Consider the following 18552-nt stretch of genomic DNA (forward strand, 5'->3'; position numbering starts at 1 on the left):
TCAGCCGGCCAGCAGCTGCTCGCTGAGCTCCCAGTGTCGGCGCGCGACCTCGGGATCGTGCCCGGCGACGGCGGTGCGCGCGATCTGCAGATCGGATCCGCAGTACTCCCCGGACGACCAGGTCCGGCCCGGCGTGCCGGTGATGAGGCGGGCCAGCCGCCTCCCGCCTTCCTCGGGGGTGCTGAACATCCTGCGCAGAGCCGAGCGGTAGGCCAGGCGGAACCAGCTGGAGGTGTCGGAGGCGAAGTTCGTGGCGACGAAGCCGGGATGGAAGGCCACCGCCGACAGCCCTTCGGCGTGGAATCGGTCGTGCAGCTCGCGGACGAAGAGGATGTTCGCCAGCTTCGCGTTGCCGTAGGCCCGGTTGGCGGTGAACCGTTCCCAGGTCTGGATGTCGTCGAGGTCCAGGCGGGAGAAGACGCGGGCTCCGATGCTGGAGGTGGCCACCACTCGCGCCCGCGAGTCCAGCAGCCGGTCCTGCAGCCGTCGCGTGAGCAGGAACGGCGCGAGGTGATTGACCTGGAAGGTCTTCTCGAAGCCGTCCGGCGTGGCGCTCGGTCCGGAGAAGACGCCGCCGGCGTTGTGGGCCAGCACGTCGATGCGCCCGCAGTCCCGGCGCAGCGCCTCGGCGAGCGACCGGACGTCGTCGAGCCGGGTGAAGTCCGCGAGGTGATGCTCGGCGCCGACCGACTCCGCCACCGCCCGCGTCTTCTCCGGCGAGCGCCCCACGAGCACCAGCCGATGCCCGTCGCCGGCGAGCTGTCGTGCCGCGGCGGCGCCGACGCCGTCGCTGGCTCCGGTGATGACGATCGTCTCGGTCATGCCTCCTCCCGGGCGAAGACTTTGCCGGGGTTGAGCAGTCCCTGCGGATCGAAGACCGCCTTGATGCCGCGCTGCAGCTGCAGCTGCTCGGCGCCGAGCTCGTCGGGCAGCCAGGCCCGCTTGAGCAGCCCGATGCCGTGTTCGCCGGTCAGCGTGCCGCCGACGGCCAGGGCATGGGCGAAGAGCGCCTCGGCCGCCGCCCACACCTCCGCGGGGACCTCCTCGCCGTCGACGACGAAGGTCGGGTGCAGGTTGCCGTCGCCGGCATGGCAGGTCGTCGGGATCGTCACCCCGTGGGCGGCCTCGAGCTCCCGGATCGCCGCGAAGGTCTCGGCCAGGCGGCTGCGCGGGACGGCGATGTCCTCGACGAGCAGCGTGCCCTGCGCCTCCAGGGCGGGCAGGGCCGCACGCCGCAGCGCCAGCAGCTCGGCGGCGCGCTGCTCGTCGGAGGCGGTCTCGACGTCGCCGCCGTGCTCGGTGAGCACCGCGACCACGGACTCGGCCAGGGTCGCGGCGCCGGGGCCGTCGCACTGGACGAGCAGATGCGCACGGCCCCGGCTCAGCAGATCCTGGTCGGCCTGTGCGGCGACGGCGGCGAGCGTCGGCTCGTCCATCAGCTCCATCAGCGCGATCCGATGGCCGCCGGCGGTGATCGCCGCGGCGGCGCGGGCGGCGGCGTCGACGGAGTCGAAGAACGCGCCGATCGTCGTCGGCGGGCCCTCGGGCAGCGGCTCGAGCCGCAGCGTGGCCTCGACGATGACGCCCAGCGTGCCCTCGGAGCCGATCAGCAGGGCGCAGAGGTCGTAGCCGCTGACGCCCTTGACTGTGCGATGCCCGGTCTCGATCACCCGGCCGTCGGCGAGCACGACGGTCAGCGCCAGCACCGCCTCCCGGGTGACGCCGTACTTCGCGCAGAGCAGCCCGCCGGCGTTCATGGCGATGTTGCCGCCGACGGTGGAGATGTCGCGGCTGGCCGGATCCGGCGCCCACCAGAGGTCGTGGGCGGCCAGGGCGCGGTTGAGGTCCCCGTTGAGGATCCCCGGCTCGACGACGGCGAGCCGGTCGGCCGGCGAGATCTCCTGGATGCGGTCCATCGCCCGGGTGGAGAGCACGATCTCTCCGCCTCCGGCGATCGCTCCGCCGGCGAGCCCGGTGCCGGCGGCCCGGGTCACGATCGGCGTGCCGTGCGCCGAGGCGATCCGGCAGGTCTGCTGCACGTCGGCGACCTCCCGGGCCTCCACCACCGCCAGCGGCGGCGCCTCGGCCCGGTGGCCGGAGCGGTCCGCGGTGCAGGCGGCCAGCACCTCGGGGTCGGTGACGACGCGGTCGGGCAGGGCCTGTCGCAGCGCCGCGACGACGGGATCGTCCGTCGCCGCGGTGTCTGAGGGGAGAACGCCGTCGCCGGGTTCTCCGGCGGTGTCGGGGCGGGAGGTCATGCTCACCTCGTCTGTCGCGGTTCGAATGGGGTGTGCTCGCCGGAAGTCCAACGGCGTCTAATCCTCCGTCTCCGCCGGCAGCAGTCCGTTCCGGACCGCGGCGACGAGCTCCTCGTGGTCGGCCTCGGTCTGATCGGCGTAGCGCACCGCGAAGCGGCCGACGGCCTCGTCCATGTCCGAGTCGCCGGCGAAGTACCCGGCCAGCAGTCGCGGGTCGAGCGACCGTGCGTGCGCCCGGGCCAGCAGAGCGCCGGCGAGCCGGCCGTAATCGTCGAGATGGCCGCCCGACAGCGCCGAGGGGTCGATGTCGCCCTTCATGTTGCGGAACTGGCGGACCATGAACGGCCGGCCATCGATCGTCGTCCAGCCGAGCAGGATGTCGGCCTCGGCCTGCACCAGGCGTTGGCCCTCGACGACGCGCCGGCCTTCGTGGTCGGCGTCGTGGTGCTCGAGGAACGGCTCCAACGCCGAGGGGCAGGCCTCCTTGAGCTGCAGCACCAGCGCCTCGTCCCCGTTGCCGTGCAGTAGCGCGATGTAGGACCGCCGCCCGACGCTCCCGGTGCCGACCACGCGGAAGGCGACGTCGGTGATGTGGTAGCGGGTCAGCAGCGTGCGGTGCCTGGCCGGCAGCGTCTCGACGTAGGATTCCAGCCCGTCGATCACCGCCTCGGCCTCCGCGTCGTCGAGGTGGGTGCGGATCGGCGGGTTCTCCGAGAAGCGCAGCCGTCGGCCGCCGTCGTCGGAGAACTCGGTGGTCCGCTTCGCGGCGATCTTCGCACTGGTGTTCTTCCGTGCCTTGTCTGCGGCCTTCTCGAAGTCGTCGAGCAGCTCGTCGGCCTTCGCCCTCTCGATCACCGAGGAGTCCGGCAGCGCGTTCCAGGAGGTCATGAAGGGCACCTCGGCCAGCTTCCGGACGGTGCGCCGGTAGGACTTCACCGCGTCCTCGGCGGCCTTGCGGCAGCGCTTCTCGGACACCTCGCCCTCGCGGCCGGCCAGCACCAGGCTGGTCGAGAGCCGCTTGAGGTCCCACTCCCAGGGCCCCGGGACGGTCTCGTCGAAGTCGTTCACGTCCATGACGATCTGCCCGTCGGAGGTGCCGAAGAGGCCGAAGTTCGCCGCGTGGGCGTCGCCGCAGAGCTGGGCGGTGAGCCCGCTGGCCGGGGTGCCGGCCATGTCCGCCCCCATCAGGCCCGCCGCCCCGCGGAAGAAGGCGAAGGGCGAGGCCGTCATCCGGCGGATCCGCAGCGGGATCAGCGAGTCGAGGCGGCCGGCGTTGCTCCGGTGGATGAAGTCCACGACGTCGGGGCGCCGCGGACTCACCGGATCGTGGTCGTGGGAGTCCGGCGGCGTCGCCTCCTGCAGGGCTCTGCCCTGCTCGACGATCTCGTCGGAGCGGACCGGGGTGCGCAGATCGATGCCGTCCATGGGGACACGATATCTCCGGCGACGGCGGCATCGGCGGCATGCGGCGGTCGGGGCCCGGCCTCAGGCCTCGAGCGCGGCCAGGAACTCCCGCAGCGTCGCGGTGAACTCCTCCGGGCGCTCCAGCGGGGGATAGTGGGCCGCGGCGTCGACGGTCACCAGCCGAGCCCGCGGGCAGCGGTCGACGAGTTCCCCGACCATCCGCAGGTGGTCGTCGGCGTCCAGCGACCCGACCACGCCGAGGACCGGGACCTGGAGGCCGCCGAGCCGTTCCCAGGTGTCCTGGACCGGAGTGGCCGGCGTCGGAGCCCGCGGCCCGTCCTGGCCGACGATGTGGACGGACAGTGTGCGGCGCAGCATCGTCTCGAGCTCGGCGACCACCTCCGCGTCGACGGCGGCGAGCTCGCGGTGCGGCCCGGCGGCGAACTGCAGCGCCGTGCGGATCCAGGCTTCCGGGTCCAAGTTCTCGGCCGCCCGACGCTGGGCGTCCAGCTGCTCGAGCATCCAGGGATCGCTGAACGTCGGCTCGCTGGTGCCCGCCCCGCAGGCGACGATGCCGGCCACACGGTCGGGGTGCTCCAGCCCGGCGTCCACCGCCGTCGCCGCACCCATCGACAGTCCCACCAGCAGCGCACGGTCGACGTGGAGGGCGTCCAGGGCGGCGACGACGTCGTCGCCGTGCCGGAAGGCCGCGTCCCGCGGGGCCTCGGTCCATCCGTGGCCGCGCGCGTCGAGGGCGATCAGCGGGCGGGGAAGGCCGGCGTCGAGCTGGCGGCGCCACATCCGGTGATCGAGGCCGCCGCCGTGCAGCAGCACCACCGGCGTGGCGTCGTCGGCGGGGCTCTCCGGAGGATGCCGGAGGCAGCCGATGCGCAGGCCGTCGCCGGCGTCGAGCAGCTGCAGGTCGGAGGGAGTGTCAGCGGGGCGCTCGTCCTGGGTCATCGTGCACCGCTCCTCGGTCCGGGGCGTTCTCGCGGGTCGGCTCGTCGTCGCTCCGGTCATCGGGGGAGGAGTCGCCCTGCCGGTGGTGCTCCGGCTCGGCGACGGCCTGCATCACCCAGGAGGCGACGCCGGCGGTGATCGCTCCGAGCAGCGCGATGCCCACGATCATCAGCGCCACGGCGATCAGCCGTCCGGCGACGGTGACCGGATAGAAGTCACCGTAGCCGACAGTGGCGCTGGTGACCACGGCCCACCAGATGGCGTCGCCGAAGCTGGTGATGTTGGCGTCGGGATGGCCGCGCTCGACGTCGAGGATCGCCACCGCCCCCAGCAGGATGCAGATCAGTGCCGTGGCGGCGACGTAGACGCTGGTCCGGCCCACCAGCCGGCGGGTCATCACCCGCTGGACCAGGCGCAGGGTGCTGAGCACGCGCAGCACGCGCAGCGGACGGAATACCGGCACGAGCACCAACAGCACGTCGTACCAGCGGGAGAGCAGATAGCGGCCGCGCCGCTCGGCCAGCACGAGGCGTATGCCCAGATCCAGGGCGAAGGCCGCCCAGAGCGTCCAGGAGACGGTGAGGAGCAGCTGCTCCAGCGTCGGCGGCATGCTGGTGTCGATCACCCGCCAGGCGTAGGCGACGAAGAACGCCGCCGCCAGCAGGATCATCGGGATCTCGGTGCGGCGCTCCCAGCGCTGGACGCGGGACAGGGGCTGCTCGGTCGGCTGCGCGGTCATCGACTCCGGCTCAGGCGGTCGGGCGGCCGGCGGCCTGCAGGATCTCGCGGCGCCAGGTCTTCCGGCCGAAGAGCACGAAGCGCAGCTCGCCGCCGTCGCGGGTGCGCACTGCCAGCGAGTTGGGCATCACCGGGATCGAATTCAGGAAGAGCGTCCAGACTGGCTCGGCGTCGACGATCTCCCCGAGGCCGACGACGGAGGCCCCGGACTGGATGTTGAAAGCGTGGGACTCGAAGATCAGCCGGCGGTCGGTCAGGTGCAGGCGACCGCCCACGGTCTCGGCGCCGCGCTGCAGGTTGGCGTTCGAGGACTTCAGCACGGTCTCGCCGGCGTCCAGCTCGGTCTTCATGGTTCTCCAACGGGGTCGGGAGCATCGGCGTGGGTCGGGCCCGGCGTGTGCCGGGCCCGGTGGGAACTCGTCGCTCGTGCCGGATCCTCCGGAAGCACGGCGTCGGTCTGGCTGGTCACCGCGGACGATTCCGCACCATGGTAGTCGACGCCCCGCGGGGCGTCGCGCAGAACCCGGCGCGCGCTGTGAGACATCGGCGCGCCGACCCGGGCGCCGGCCCGTCGGTCCCGCGACGAGTGTCGCTTCGACCGGGGAGGGAGTCACCGGGGAGCGTGCTCGCCGTCAGCGCGGAGAGGCCTCCGGGCCGGGAGACTGGGGTGAGGACGAGGCTCGATCCAGCCGGTGGTCGACGAGGGCCGCGAACGGCGAGAGCATCAACCAGCGGGGAAGCGAGTGCCGCGCGGCGGCGGGCCCGCTGAGGTGCAGCTGTTCCGAGCGCAGGGCCTGCGACCAGCTGAGCTGCCCCCGCCACACGTCGACCATGGTGCGCAGCGTGGAGGACATCGCGACCGTCGCGGGATGGCCGGGATCGACGTCGCAGACGTCGACGTCTCCGTCGGCGGAGACCACGATCCACCAGCTCCGCGTCCGTGGCTCCACATCGGTGAAGGTGAAGGCGAGGACGACGCGACCCTCCGGCAGCGTCGCCACGTCGATGTTGCGGTGGATGTCCCAGAGCAGCAGGTGGGGATCGAGGTCCTCGTCGCCGAGCTCGCTGCGCCACTGCACGCCCCATTCGCCCAGCGACTGGATGACCGGTTCCAGCGCTCGGCCGCCCGGGGTGAGGTCATAGCCCGTCCGGGAGCCCTCGGCCCGTCGGACGACGATTCCGGCCCGCTCCAGCGACCGCAGACGCTTGGAGAGCAGCGCCGTGGACATCCTCGGCAGCCCGTGGCGGATCTCGTTGAAATGGTGGCTGCCGGCGACCAGCTCGCGGATGATCAGCACGGTCCACCGCTCGTCGAGGACCTCCATGGTCTTGGCGATCGGAGAACTGGCCGTATCCCACAACAGACCCCTCCTCGAGGTGTGTGGGGGACGAGGATACCGAGGCCGGCCGCGGCGAACAAGGATGGCGCGGACGCCGAGGACGGCTCGAGGACCCGGTCGGTGCAGATCGTGAACTATCCCGGCCGACGCCGGGAGATCACACTGGGAATCATCACTGATCTCCCGAGGAGTGGTCATCATGGACCCGCAGGACACCTCCGCCGAGCGCACCCTCCCCTCGACTGCCGAGCCGTCGGCCGGGACGGCCTCGGCCGCATCCGACCACGCGGCGGCCCCGGGGCCCAGCATGCCTGAACAGGCCGGGCAGCTCCTGGGCCATGTCGCCGGCTATATCGCGCATCGGACCATCGAGCTGGGTCTGCGCGCCGGACTGATCGAGCAGCTCGCCCGCCAGCCGAGCCGGACCTCCGAGCAGCTCGTCGATGACCTGGACCTGGACGCCTTCTACGTCGGCGTCTGGTGCCGTGCGGCCTTCTCGGCCGGCATTCTCGAGAGGGCGGGCGAAGGCTACCGGCTCGCCGATCACCTGGATACGCTGCTGCTCGACGGGGACTCGCCGGCCTACGTCGGCGGCATGTTCCCGCTGATGCTGCAGTCCGAGCTGTTCGACCGGTTCGCCGCGTGCCTCCACAGCGGGGAACGGCTGTGGTGGGACGAGACGTCGCCGGAGTGGATCGCCCGCGTCTCCGCCACCGGCCGGCCGTTCTACGCTCGGCTGGTCCCCGACGGCCTGGCCCGGGTGCCGGGACTGTCCGCCCAGCTCGAGGCCGCCTGCACGGTGGTCGACACCGCCTGCGGCACCGGGGCGGGGGTCCGCCGGCTGGCCGAGCATCACCCGCGCTGCGAGATCATCGGAGTGGACGGCGACGCGCATTCGATCGAGCAGGCGCAGCGGATGGTCGAGGCCGCCGGCCTGGCGGACCGGACGAGATTCCTGGTCAGCCCTTTGGAAGAGCTGACCCTGGACGAGCAGGCGAGCGTGGTGATCAACAACATCTCCATGCACGAGTGCCGCGACATGGACCGGGCGACTGCGGCGATCCGCGAGGCTCTCGCACCGGGCGGCTGGTTCGTCATCTCCGACTTCCCGTTCCCGGAGACCGACGCCGGTCTGCGGTCCGTGCCGGGGCGGATCATGGCCGGCATCCAGTATTTCGAGGCCCAGATCGACGATCAGCTCCAGCCGCGGTCGGTCTATGACACTCTGCTGGAGCGGCACGGATTCGTCGACGTCGACTGGTTCGAGCTCACTCCGGTGCATGCCGTGACCAGCGGTCGGGCGCCGGACTGAGACGCGGCGGGCGGGTTCGCCCAGCTCCGGGGCCTGGGGACGCCGAGGCGTCGGTGGGCCCTGCCGGGATCGAACCGACGACACTCGCGGTGTAAACGCGATGCTCTGCCAGCTGAGCTAAAGGCCCTCACCGGCCGCCGCGGCGCCACGATCCGCCGACCCTCGCGGGCGGCAGGCAAGGCGCCGGGCGGCACCGGCGAGAAGACTATACCAGCCGCGCGGTCAGCCCTTCGCGGTCAGCGCTTCGCCGCCTGCCGCCGGGTCTGCTCGGCGGCGTGCAGCGCGGCGCCGACGATGCCGGCGTTGTTCTTCAGCTGGGCCGGCACCACCGGAGCGCGGACGTCGGTGACCTGCGGCAGGAAGTCCTCGCTGCGCTTGGAGATGCCCCCGCCGATGATGAACTTCTTCGGCGAGAACAGCCGCTCCAGGTGGACCAGGTAACGGTTCAGCAGTCGGCCGTACTCGTCCCAGGGCATGTCGGCGCGCTCGCGGGCCGCCGCCGAGGCCTTCTGCTCGGCCACCTCGCCCTCGAACTCCAGGTGGCCCATCTCGGTGTTCGGGACCAGCTCGCCGTCGTGGACCAGCGCCGAGCCGATGCCGGTGCCGAGCGTGACGGTCATGACCGAGCCGGAGGTGTCGGAGCCGGCGCCGTAGTGGGCCTCGGCCAGGCCGGCGCCGTCGGCGTCGTTGAAGGTGTGGATCTGCCCGGGCAGGTCGCGCAGCAGGGTTCCGGCGTCGCACTCCAGCCAGGAGTCGTCGATGTTCGCCGCCGAGAGCACCTGGTTGTCCACCACGATGCCCGGCACCAGCACTCCGACCGAGAGCTCCGCGACCGCCGGGGCCTTCTCGCGGCCGAGCAGCTCCTCGAGGATCTCGCCGATCACCCCGGCGACGGCCTCGGGAGTCGCCGGCTTCGGCGTGGGGATGCGGAAGCGCTCTCCGGTGAGCGTGCCCTTGTCGAGGTTGACGATGCCGCCCTTGATGCCGGTGCCGCCGACGTCGATGCCGACGGCGCGCTTGGGCAGCCCGTGCGGGCGGGTCGTGGACGGGTTCTCGACTGCGTGGGTCATCGCTCTCCAGGGGTGGGGCGACCGGGCGCGGACCCTGCGGCGACGACGTCGCCCGGGCGCCGATCGCGGGCCTCAGTGTGCGTAGGTGTGCGTCGTCGCACCGGAACAGCAGGCCGTGCCGAGCGGCGCGGCGCCGTAGAACAGAATAGCGTCCGCGGCGATCCGGGTCACGTCCCCGCCGCGGAGATGTCGTCGCCTCCGGCGGGGCTCAGGCCTCTTCGGCGGGCACGGTGAGGATCTCGGCGCCGTCCTCGGTGACGACCAGAGTGTGCTCGAACTGTGCGGTGCGCCTGCGGTCGCGGGTGACCGCGGTCCAGCCGTCCTCCCAGAGCTCGAAGTGCCGGGTGCCCAGGGTGAGCATCGGCTCGATGGTGAAGACCATGCCCGGCTCCAGCGGCTGGGAGTGGTCCGGCGCGGCGTCGAAGTGCGGGATGACCAGCCCGGTGTGGAAGGCCTTGCCGACCCCGTGGCCGATGAACTCGCGGACCACGCCGTAGTCGAAGCGCTTCGCGTAGGACTCGATGGACCGTCCGATGACGTTGATGGGGCGGCCGGGCTTGACCGCGCGGATGCCGCGCATCATCGCCTCCTGCGTCCGCTCGACGAGCAGCCGGGACTCCTCGTCGACGTCGCCGACGAAAAAGGTGACGTTGTGGTCGCCGTGGACGCCGTCCAGGTAGGCGGTGATGTCCAGGTTGACGATGTCGCCGTCGGCCAGCGGCCGCGAGTCCGGGATCCCGTGGCAGATCACCTCGTTGACCGAGGTGCAGATCGACTTGGGGAAGCGGCGGTAGTTCAGGCAGGAGGGGTAGGCGCCGCGGCTGACCAGGTACTCGTGGGCGACCGCGTCGAGCTCGTCGGTCGTCACGCCCGGGGTGATGTGCCGGCCCGTCGCGACCATGGCGTCGGCCGCCAGCTGCCCGGCACGGCGGATGCGCTCCACGGTCTCGGCGTCGTAGACGTCCTCGCCGGTGTACTGCGGCGGCGCGTCGAGCCCGACGTAGTCCGGACGCGGGATGTGCTGGGGCACCGGCCGCTCGGGGCTCTGCGTGCCCGGGGTCAGCGTACCGATCGGAGCCATGGAGGAGGATGCGGATGCCATGTCGGCGATCCTATCGCTCGGCGCGCGCGACCACCCAGCCGCCGCCGGGCGGCTCTCGCGGAGGTGCCGGAGATCACTGGTGGCCTCGCGGCGACAGGCTTAGCATGGCCGCATGGACAGCAGTGCAGGTGCTGATGAGGCGACCGGCGGGACGACCGGCGGGGCGGCGCCGCTGCGGCGTCGGGTGATCCAGGCTCCGATGGCCGGCGGGCCGTCGACGCCGGAGCTCGCCGCAGCGGTCGCCGACGCCGGCGGGCTGGGCTTCCTGGCCGCGGGCTATCTCGACGCCGCGGCGATGGTCGCGCAGCTCGCGACCGTCCGCGAGCTCACCGACGCGCCCGTCGGGGTGAACGTCTTCGCCCCGCCCGCGGACGAGGCCGATCTCGTCTCGGCCGCCGACGGCGGCCTGGCGGACTACCGGCGACAGCTCGAGCCGGAGGCGCGCGGGCTGGGCGTCGAGCTGCCGACGGAGACTGCCGTCGACGACGACGACTGGCGCGCCACGCTCGACGCGCTGATCGCCGATCCGGTGCCGGTGGTCTCCTTCACCTTCGGGCTGCCGGAGCCTGCCGACGTCGCGGCGCTGCATGCCGTCGGCAGCCAGCTCGTCGGCACCGTGACCGACGAGCGCGAGGCCGAGGACGCCATCGCCCGCGGGATGGATGCGCTCTGCGTGCAGGGACCGGAGGCCGGCGGCCACCGCGGCACCCATCGCGTCGGCGCCGATCCGGACGACCGGCCGCTGCCCGAGCTGGTGACCGCCGTCGCCGAAGTCGCCGAAGTGGTGCGGAGCTCCCGGGCCTCCCCGGGCTCGACCGGCCCGACCGGCCCGACCGGCCCGACCGGACCGATCGGCTCTGTCGACTCGACTGGCCCGACAGGCTCGCCCGCCGTGCCGCTGATCGCCGCCGGCGGCCTCATCGACGCCGCCGACGTCGCCGCGGTCCGTCGGGCCGGGGCGGACGCGGTCCAGCTCGGCACCGCGTTCCTGCTCACCCGCGAGGCCGGCACCTCCACGCCGCATCGGCGGGCGCTGCGCGAGGAGCGTGAGGCGGTCTCGGCGGGACGGCCGGGCCGCGGCACGACGGTCACCCGCGCCTACACCGGACGGCCGGCGCGCGGACTGCGCACCAGCTTCATCGACGCCCACGACGCCGCCGCGCCGGCGGCCTACCCGCAGGTCCATCAGCTGACGAAGCCGCTGAGGGCGGCCGCGGCGCGGGCCGGCGACCTCGAACGCTGCCATCTCTGGGCCGGCACCGGAGCCTCGCGGGCCGGTGGCGAGATTCCGGAGGACGCTCCGGCGGCGGAGGTGGTGGCGCGGATCGCGGCGGCGTTCGACTCCTGAGCCGAGGCGCTGGCCGCTCAGTGCTGCGCGGCGCTCGGGCGCCGCGGACGCAGCTGCAGCATCAGGGCGGCCACCGCGATGACCGTGACCAGCGTCAGCGCCGTCGGCAGCGACCAGACGGTGGTCAGCCCGCCGATGGCCGGGCTCAGCCCGATCGAGACGGTGCGCATCGTCCAGCTGATCCAGGTGACCCCGCTGTGCGCCGGCAGCCCTTCGAGCGCGTCGGCGCCGGCGAAGGCCAGCGGCACGGTGATCGCGCAGCCCAGCCCCGCCACGGCCAGCGCGGCCAGCGTCAGCGCCAGCGAGGGCGCCCAGGCGGTGCCGAGCATGCCCACCACCACGGCGGAGAGGCTGCCCAGCAGCGCCGGACGCGCCCCGATCCGGTCGACCACACGGTCGCCGAGCAGCCGGCCGACGAACTGGGCGCCGAGCAGCACGCTGAGCCCCACGCCGGCGGCGGCCACCGGGGCGTCGCGCTCGGAGGCGAGCAGCACCGCCGACCAGTTGTTCCCCACGTCCTCCACGGAGATCCCCGCCAGGGCGACCAGAGCCAGCGGCGCCAGCAGCATCGCCACCCGCAGGCCAGGCGGTCGCGCCGTCGGCGCCTCGGCGTCCAGGGCGAGCGTCGTCTCGGGCAGGAACCGCCGGGCGGCCAGCGCCATCGAGGCCGCGCAGATCAGGCTCCAGACGCCCAGGTGGGCCAGCAGCGGGACGCCGAGCACCGCCGCCAGGGTGCCCACGCCGCCGCCGAGGGCGGCCCCGACGCTCCAGCCGGCGTGCATCGAGTTCAGCACCGAGCGTCCGCCGGCCTCCTGGACGCGGATGCCCTGGGCGTTCTGCGCGACGTCGACGACGGCGTCGCCGCAGCCGGCGGCCATCAGCCCGGCCAGCACGATCCACGGGGAGCCCAGCGTGACCCCGACGGCGACCACCACGAACGCCGCGGCCACCCAGACTGTGCCCAGCGCCGCCGCCCGGGCGACGCCGATCCGGCGGGAGACCACTCCGGGCAGGTGCATCGCCAGCGTCCCGCCGACGGCATAGCCGACCACCAGCAGGCCGAACAGCGCGGGGGAGAGGCCCAGGGCCTCCTTGACCTCGGCATAGCGGGCGAGCAGCGACGCCGGCAGCGCGCCGTTGGTGGCGAAGGCGACCATCGCCGCCGCCCGGGCCCCGCGGATCCGGGCAGGCGTCGGGGCATGGGCGTCAGCGGCGGCGGATCGAGGCATGCTGACGAGTCTCGTCCAGGATCGGCGGCGGTGCAATCACACTGCCGCGGCGCGGCGCGTAGGCTGGAGTCATGACGGAGTACTGGTACAACGTGACCACCGGCGAGGTCGAAGAGGGTGCGCAGTCCAGCTGGAAGCATCTGCTCGGCCCCTACGACACGCGCGAGGAGGCCGCCGCGGCGCTGCGTCGGGTCCGGCAGAACAACGAGGCCTGGGAGGACGAGGGCACCGGAGACCCGACGGGCTGATCCGACGGCTCCGCCGTCGGTCCGGGGCCTGAGCTGCAGCCGCTCGGCGGCTCGGCGGCTCAGTCGTCGAAGCTGTGCTCCTCGGCCGGGAAGCGCCCGGTGCGGACGTCCTCGCGATAGGCTCCGACCGCCTCGGCGACGGTCGAGCGCAGATCCGCGTACTCGCGCACGAACCGGGGCTTCCGGCCGGCGGTCAGCCCCAGCATGTCCTGCCAGACCAGCACCTGGCCGGTGGTGCCCGAGCCGGCACCGATGCCGACCGTCGGCACCGCCAGCCCGGCATCCACCTCGGCGGCGACTGCGGCGGGCACCATCTCCATGAGCACGCTGAAGGCCCCGGCCTCCTCCAGCGCACGGGCGTCGGCGAGCAGCCGCTCACCGGCCTCGCCGCGGCCCTGGACCCGGTACCCGCCCAGCGCGTGCTCGGACTGCGGGGTGAAGCCGATGTGGGCCATCACCGGGATCCCGGCGGCGACCATGGCGCGCACGTGCCCGGCCATCGCGGCGCCGCCCTCGACCTTCACCGCGTGGACTCCGCCCTCCTTCATCAGCCGCACCCCGGTCTCCACGGCCTGCTGCGGCGAGGCTTCATAGCTGCCGAAGGGCACGTCGGCGATCACCAGGGCGCGCTCGGCGCCGGCGACGACCGAGCGGGAGTAGACCAGCATCTCCTCGACCGTCATCGACAGCGTCGTCGACCGGCCCATCATCACGTTGGCCGCCGAATCCCCGACCAGCAGCACCTCGACGCCGGCCCGGTCGAAGATCCCGGCCATCGTCGCGTCGTAGGCGGTGAGCATGGCGAAGCGCTCGCCGGCCTCCTTGAACCGCCGCAGATGCACTGTGCGCACCCGGCGCGGGGTGAACTCGGCCGCCCGGTCCGCGGCCGGCCCGGAGTACGGCGCGGTCTCGGCGTCGGCGGGACCGCCGGAGGTCTGCGGGGCCTGCTGCCGGGGCTGCTGCGAGGGCTGCTGAGGAGTCTGCGGAGGGGTCTGCGGCGTCTCGGACATGGCCCCACGATACCGCCGACGCACGGCCCGGCGGCCTGAAGGGACTCCGGTAGAGTGGTGAACGCCAGTGACCCCGCACGTCAGAGAGTTGGCAGCGAGCATGGATCGACAGCAGGAATTCGTACTGCGCACCATCGAGGAACGGGATGTCCGTTTCGTGCGCCTCTGGTTCACCGATGTCGTCGGCGCCCTGAAGTCGGTCGCGCTCGCGCCGGCCGAGGTCGAGGGCGTCTTCAGCGAGGGGCTGGGCTTCGACGGGTCCTCCATCGAGGGGCTCTCGCGGGTCTTCGAGTCCGACATGCTGCTCAAGCCCGACCCCTCGAGCTTCCAGATCCTGCCCTGGCGCGGCGAGGAGGAGCCGACGTCGCGGATGTTCTGCGACATCCTCACCCCGGACCAGGAGATCGCCGCGGCCGACCCGCGCTCGGTGCTCCGCCGCCAGCTCGACGCGGCCGGGGAGATGGGCTTCACCTGCTACACGCATCCGGAGATCGAGTTCTACCTGCTGGAGTCCGAGCACGTCGACGCCGAGGGCCACCCGGTGCCGGTGGACCGGGCGGGCTACTTCGACCACGTCACCGGCAGCGTCTCGCAGGACTTCCGCCGCCACGTGGTCAACATGCTCGAGGCCGTCGGCATCTCGGTGGAGTTCAGCCACCACGAGGCCGGCCCGGGGCAGAACGAGATCGACCTGCGCTACGCCGACGCGCTGACCACTGCGGACAACATCATGACCTTCCGCACCGTGATCAAGGAGGTCGCGGTGATGCAGGGCAAGTACGCGACCTTCATGCCCAAGCCCTTCGCCGCGCACCCGGGGTCGGGGATGCACACCCACTTCGGCCTCTTCGAAGGCGACACCAACGCCTTCTTCGCCCCCAACGCGGAGTTCAACCTCTCGACCGTCGCCCGGCAGTTCATCGCCGGCGTGCTCACCCATGCGCCGGAGTTCACCGCGGTGACCAACCAGTTCGTGAACTCCTATAAGCGGCTCTGGGGCGGCGGCGAGGCGCCGTCGCACGTCTCCTGGGGCCACAACAACCGCTCGGCACTGATGCGGGTGCCGCTGTACAAGCCCACCAAGGGCGGCTCGGCGCGCATCGAGTTCCGCGGCATCGACTCCTCGGCGAACCCCTACTTGGCCTACGCCATGGTCCTGGGCGCGGGACTGAAGGGCATCCGCGAGGAGTACCAGCTGGCCGAGGCGATCACCGAGGACGTGTGGTCGCTGACCACCCCGGAGCGCAAGGCGCTGGGCATCAAGCCGCTGCCGGGCACGCTGCACGATGCGATCCGCCAGATGGAGGACTCCGAGTTCGTCGCGGAGGTCCTGGGCGAACAGGTCTTCGAGAACTTCCTGCGCAACAAGCAGGAGGAGTGGGACGACTACCGCGTCAACGTCTCGCCGTTCGAGATCAACCGGTACCTCGGCCTGATCTGAGAGGGCGGGGTCGAGCATGGAGGCACTGTCCACCCGGGAGCTGATCGCGGCCGGATTCCAGGAGCTCGACCGCGCCTCGGGGTTCCTGAAGGATCCCCAGCTGGCCGACGTCGATCTCCGGGCGCTGCTGGCGACGCTGCGCGTCGCACCGGATCCGGACCAGGCCCTGCTGCTGCTCATCCGCCTGCTCGAGCGCGCCGAGGGCGTCGCCGAGCTGCTGGTCCCCGACGCCGCGGGCAGGATGCCGCGCGCGGTGCCGATGCTGCGGCTGCTGGGCGCCTCTCCGGCGCTCGGCGAGTTCCTCGTCCGGCGGCCCGAGCATGCCGACCTGCTCGCCGTCGACGGCGCGGCGATGCCGCACACGGTGCCCGCCGCGGCGATGCGGGCCGAGCTGCTGGCCGCCGTCCGGGCCGACGGCGCCTCGCCCGGCGGTGCCGCCGCGGCGCCGGAGGCCCGGCTGGCGGAGGACTTCACCGTCCGTGAGGCCACGGCCGCGCTGCGCGTGGCCTATCGTCGGCAGCTGACCGCGCTGGCGCTGCGCGACCTCTGCGCCGAGGACCCGCTGGAGCACCAGCCGCTGGTCTCCCGCCAGCTGGCCGACCTCGCCGGTGCGGCGCTCGACGCCGCCCTGGCCGTCTCCCGCGCCGAGCTCGTCGCCCGCCACGGCGCCGAGGTGCGCGACGTCGAGCTGGCCGTCATCGGCATGGGCAAATGCGGCGCCCGCGAGCTGAACTACGTCTCCGACGTCGACGTCATCCACGTCCACCGGGCCCCGGAGCACCTCGAGGCCTCCCGGGCCGGCACGCTCGCGGCCGGGCTGGCCTCGGGGATCGCCCGCGTCGTCGACGGCTCGGCCCCGGAGCCCGGTCTGTGGGAGGTCGACGCGAACCTGCGCCCCGAGGGCAAGGACGGGCCGCTCTCGCGCAGCCTGGAGTCTCATCTGGAGTACTACCGCCGCTGGGCCCACGGCTGGGAGTTCCAGGCGCTGCTGAAGGCCCGCCCCGTGGCCGGCAGCGCCGATCTGGGCGAGGCCTACATCGCCGCGATCTGGCCGCAGGTCTGGAGCTCCTCCCAGCAGGAGGGCTTCGTGGAGAACGTCCAGCGCATGCGCCGGCGGGTCTTCGCGACCATCCCCGACGCGGACGTCGCGCGCGAGCTGAAGCTCGGCCGCGGCGGGCTGCGCGACATCGAGTTCACCGTCCAGCTGCTGCAGCTGGTCCACGGGCGCGTGGACGAGTCGCTGCACGTGCGCGACACGCTCACCGCGATCCGCGCGCTCGGCGACGGCGAGTACATGGCCGTCCGCGACCAGGATGCGATGTCGCGCTGCTATCGCTGGCTGCGGCTGCTCGAGCATCGCATCCAGATGACCAGCATGCGGCGCACCCATCTGATGCCCGTCCGCGAGGAGGAGCTGCGGGCGCTGGCGCATGCGATCCAGCCGCCGAGCACTGATCGGCGGCATACGCCGGAGGGCCTGCAGCGCCGCTGGCGCGACGTCGTCCGCGAGGTCACCAGCTTCCACGAGACGATCTTCTACCGGCCGCTGCTGTCCACCACCGCAGTGCTCTCCGACGAGGAGGTCCGGCTCTCCTCCGAGGCCGCCCAGGCGCGGCTGGCCGCCCTGGGCTACTCGGACACTCCCGGGGCGATGCGGCACATCGAGGCGCTGACCTCCGGGGTCACGCGGCGGGCGACGCTGCAGCGGCGGATCCTGCCGATGATGCTGGGCTGGTTCGCCGAGGGCGTCGATCCCGACGCCGGGCTGATCGCCTTCCGCCGGCTCAGCGAGTCGCTGGGCAGCAGCCCCTGGTACCTGACGATGCTGCGCGACTCCTCCGTGGCCGCCGAGCGGCTCTGCGACGTGCTCTCCAGCTCGCGGTTCATCTCCGACCAGCTGGAGCACTCGCCGGAGTCCACCCGCTGGCTCGGCGACGACGACGCGCTGCGTCCGCTGAGCTACCAGGCGCTCTGGACCGAGGTGCAGAACCAGCTGGCCCGCCACGAGGGCGATGCGATGACGGCGGTGCGGCTGACGCGGCTGGTCCGCCAGCGCGAGGTGCTGCGCATCGCCATCGCCGACGCCGCCGGGCGGCTCGACATCCAGGAGATCGGCCGGGCGCTGGCCGACGTCGACCGGGCCTGCACGCTGGGGGCGCTGCGCGTCGCCGAGCAGGATGTCTTCGCCGCCGAGGAGCCGCAGGTCGAGCTGCTGGTGGTGGCCATGGGCCGGCAGGGCGGCCGGGAGATCACCTACGGCTCGGACATGGATGCGCTCTTCGTCCACCGGGCGCTGCCCGGCGCGGACTCCAACGCCGCCGACGCGCAGGCCCAGCGGCTGGCCTCGCGGATGAGCGCGCTGCTGACCGGGTCGGTGAAGCCGCCGGTGCGCGGCGAGCACCCGCTGCAGATCGACGCCGACCTGCGCCCCGAGGGACGGAAGGGCACGCTGTCCCGTTCGCTGGAGTCCTTCCGCGAGTACTACCGCCGCTGGATGGACGTCTGGGAGCGGCAGGCGCTGCTGCGCGCGCGGCCGCTGGCCGGATCCGACGGGCTGGCCGCGGAGTTCATCCGGCTCGTCGACGAGGTCCGCTTCGGCGCGCCGCCCACCGACGGGCAGATCCGCGAGATCCGCCGGATCAAAGCCCGGGTGGAGAGCGAGCGGCTGCCCCGCGGCGCGGACCCGTCCCGGCATGTGAAGCTCGGGCGCGGGGCGCTCTCCGACGTCGAGTGGCTGGTCCAGCTGACCCAGCTGCAGCACGGCCACGACCATGACACGCTGCGCGGGCAGTCGACGCTGCCGACGCTGGAGGCGATGGTGGCCGCCGAGCTGATCGCCGCCGAGGACGCCGCGGTGCTCGCCGAGGCCTGGACGCTGTGCACCCGGGTGCGCGCCGGGATCAAGGTCTGGACCGGCCGGTCCGGCGACGTGCTGCCCTCCGGCCGGCGCGATCTGGAGGCGGTGGCGCGCTGGTGCGGCTTCGAGGCCGGCGAGGCCGCCGCCTTCGAGGAGCACTATCTGCGCACCACCCGGCGCTGCCGGCAGGTCTACGAGCGGCTGTTCTACACCGAGGCCTGAGCCCCGGCGCCGT

General features: G+C 72.9%; 16 protein-coding genes and 1 tRNA gene. 5 read left to right on the forward strand and 12 right to left on the reverse strand.

Annotation, left to right across the window (positions count from 1 at the left end; all coding sequences use genetic code 11):
* The 7 genes from ABD652_RS05775 to ABD652_RS05805 all read right to left on the reverse strand — a co-directional run bounded on the left by ABD652_RS05775 (position 1) and on the right by ABD652_RS05805 (position 6721).
* Positions 1 to 822, reverse strand: coding sequence for an SDR family NAD(P)-dependent oxidoreductase (locus ABD652_RS05775; protein WP_344719152.1), 822 nt, complete (start codon positions 820 to 822; stop codon positions 1 to 3).
* Entirely contained in the window at positions 819 to 2258 is a 1440-nt protein-coding gene (locus tag ABD652_RS05780) for an FAD-binding oxidoreductase (protein ID WP_344719154.1), read from the reverse strand. Before ABD652_RS05780 ends, ABD652_RS05775 begins: the two co-directional genes overlap by 4 nt.
* Before the next feature lie 57 nt (positions 2259 to 2315).
* Positions 2316 to 3683 carry a DUF2252 domain-containing protein gene (locus ABD652_RS05785; protein WP_344719156.1) on the reverse strand — a complete coding sequence of 456 codons (1368 nt, stop codon included), beginning with the start codon at positions 3681 to 3683 and terminating at the stop codon, positions 2316 to 2318.
* Between the two features lie 60 nt (positions 3684 to 3743).
* Positions 3744 to 4622 (reverse strand): alpha/beta fold hydrolase, encoded by an 879-nt coding sequence (locus tag ABD652_RS05790; protein ID WP_344719158.1) that lies wholly within the window; start codon positions 4620 to 4622, stop codon positions 3744 to 3746.
* Entirely contained in the window at positions 4597 to 5361 is a 765-nt protein-coding gene (locus ABD652_RS05795) for a potassium channel family protein (RefSeq protein ID WP_344719160.1), read from the reverse strand. Before ABD652_RS05795 ends, ABD652_RS05790 begins: the two co-directional genes overlap by 26 nt.
* Positions 5362 to 5371: 10 nt before the next feature.
* Complete coding sequence (locus ABD652_RS05800) at positions 5372 to 5710, reverse strand: GRAM domain-containing protein (RefSeq protein WP_344719162.1); 339 nt, start codon at positions 5708 to 5710, stop codon at positions 5372 to 5374.
* Positions 5711 to 5992: 282 nt separating this feature from the next.
* The gene (locus ABD652_RS05805; RefSeq protein WP_344719164.1) at positions 5993 to 6721 is read right to left on the reverse strand and encodes a winged helix-turn-helix transcriptional regulator; all 729 of its coding nucleotides are present in this window, start codon (positions 6719 to 6721) and stop codon (positions 5993 to 5995) included.
* A gap of 178 nt (positions 6722 to 6899) precedes the next feature.
* On the opposite strand from ABD652_RS05805, the gene ABD652_RS05810 reads away from it, so the two are divergent.
* Positions 6900 to 8012 (forward strand): class I SAM-dependent methyltransferase, encoded by a 1113-nt coding sequence (locus tag ABD652_RS05810; RefSeq protein ID WP_344719166.1) that lies wholly within the window; start codon positions 6900 to 6902, stop codon positions 8010 to 8012.
* Positions 8013 to 8066: 54 nt separating this feature from the next.
* Here the strand turns inward: ABD652_RS05810 and ABD652_RS05815 are convergent.
* The 3 genes from ABD652_RS05815 to map all read right to left on the reverse strand — a co-directional run bounded on the left by ABD652_RS05815 (position 8067) and on the right by map (position 10184).
* Positions 8067 to 8139 (reverse strand) — tRNA-Val (locus tag ABD652_RS05815).
* A 109-nt stretch (positions 8140 to 8248) separates the two neighbouring features.
* Positions 8249 to 9082, reverse strand: coding sequence for a polyphosphate--glucose phosphotransferase (gene ppgK, locus ABD652_RS05820; RefSeq protein WP_344719168.1), 834 nt, complete (start codon positions 9080 to 9082; stop codon positions 8249 to 8251).
* Between the two features lie 208 nt (positions 9083 to 9290).
* Positions 9291 to 10184, reverse strand: a complete 894-nt coding sequence (gene map / locus ABD652_RS05825; RefSeq protein WP_344719170.1) for a type I methionyl aminopeptidase — start codon at positions 10182 to 10184, stop codon at positions 9291 to 9293.
* A gap of 112 nt (positions 10185 to 10296) precedes the next feature.
* Here map and ABD652_RS05830 point away from each other — a divergent pair, with 112 nt between their 5' ends.
* Positions 10297 to 11532 carry a nitronate monooxygenase gene (locus tag ABD652_RS05830; RefSeq protein WP_344719172.1) on the forward strand — a complete coding sequence of 412 codons (1236 nt, stop codon included), beginning with the start codon at positions 10297 to 10299 and terminating at the stop codon, positions 11530 to 11532.
* Positions 11533 to 11549: 17 nt separating this feature from the next.
* Here ABD652_RS05830 and ABD652_RS05835 read toward each other — a convergent pair whose 3' ends face one another.
* On the reverse strand, positions 11550 to 12761 hold the full coding sequence (locus ABD652_RS05835) for an MFS transporter (protein WP_344719174.1): 1212 nt from the start codon (positions 12759 to 12761) through the stop codon (positions 11550 to 11552).
* 71 nt (positions 12762 to 12832) lie between these two features.
* On the opposite strand from ABD652_RS05835, the gene ABD652_RS05840 reads away from it, so the two are divergent.
* A complete protein-coding gene (locus tag ABD652_RS05840) occupies positions 12833 to 13009 on the forward strand; it encodes an SPOR domain-containing protein (RefSeq protein WP_344719176.1) in 177 nt (58 codons plus the stop codon).
* A gap of 59 nt (positions 13010 to 13068) precedes the next feature.
* Here the strand turns inward: ABD652_RS05840 and panB are convergent, their stop codons facing one another.
* Complete coding sequence (gene panB, locus ABD652_RS05845; protein ID WP_344719178.1) at positions 13069 to 14019, reverse strand: 3-methyl-2-oxobutanoate hydroxymethyltransferase; 951 nt, start codon at positions 14017 to 14019, stop codon at positions 13069 to 13071.
* 100 nt (positions 14020 to 14119) lie between these two features.
* Here panB and glnA point away from each other — a divergent pair, with 100 nt between their 5' ends.
* Complete coding sequence (glnA, locus tag ABD652_RS05850) at positions 14120 to 15460, forward strand: type I glutamate--ammonia ligase (RefSeq protein WP_344719180.1); 1341 nt, start codon at positions 14120 to 14122, stop codon at positions 15458 to 15460.
* A 16-nt stretch (positions 15461 to 15476) separates the two neighbouring features.
* Positions 15477 to 18539, forward strand: coding sequence for a bifunctional [glutamine synthetase] adenylyltransferase/[glutamine synthetase]-adenylyl-L-tyrosine phosphorylase (locus ABD652_RS05855; protein WP_344719182.1), 3063 nt, complete (start codon positions 15477 to 15479; stop codon positions 18537 to 18539).
* Positions 18540 to 18552 lie beyond the last annotated feature (13 nt).

Origin of the sequence: Nesterenkonia halobia (genome assembly GCF_039536005.1) — a bacterium.
Classification (GTDB): Bacteria; Actinomycetota; Actinomycetes; order Actinomycetales; family Micrococcaceae; genus Nesterenkonia; species Nesterenkonia halobia.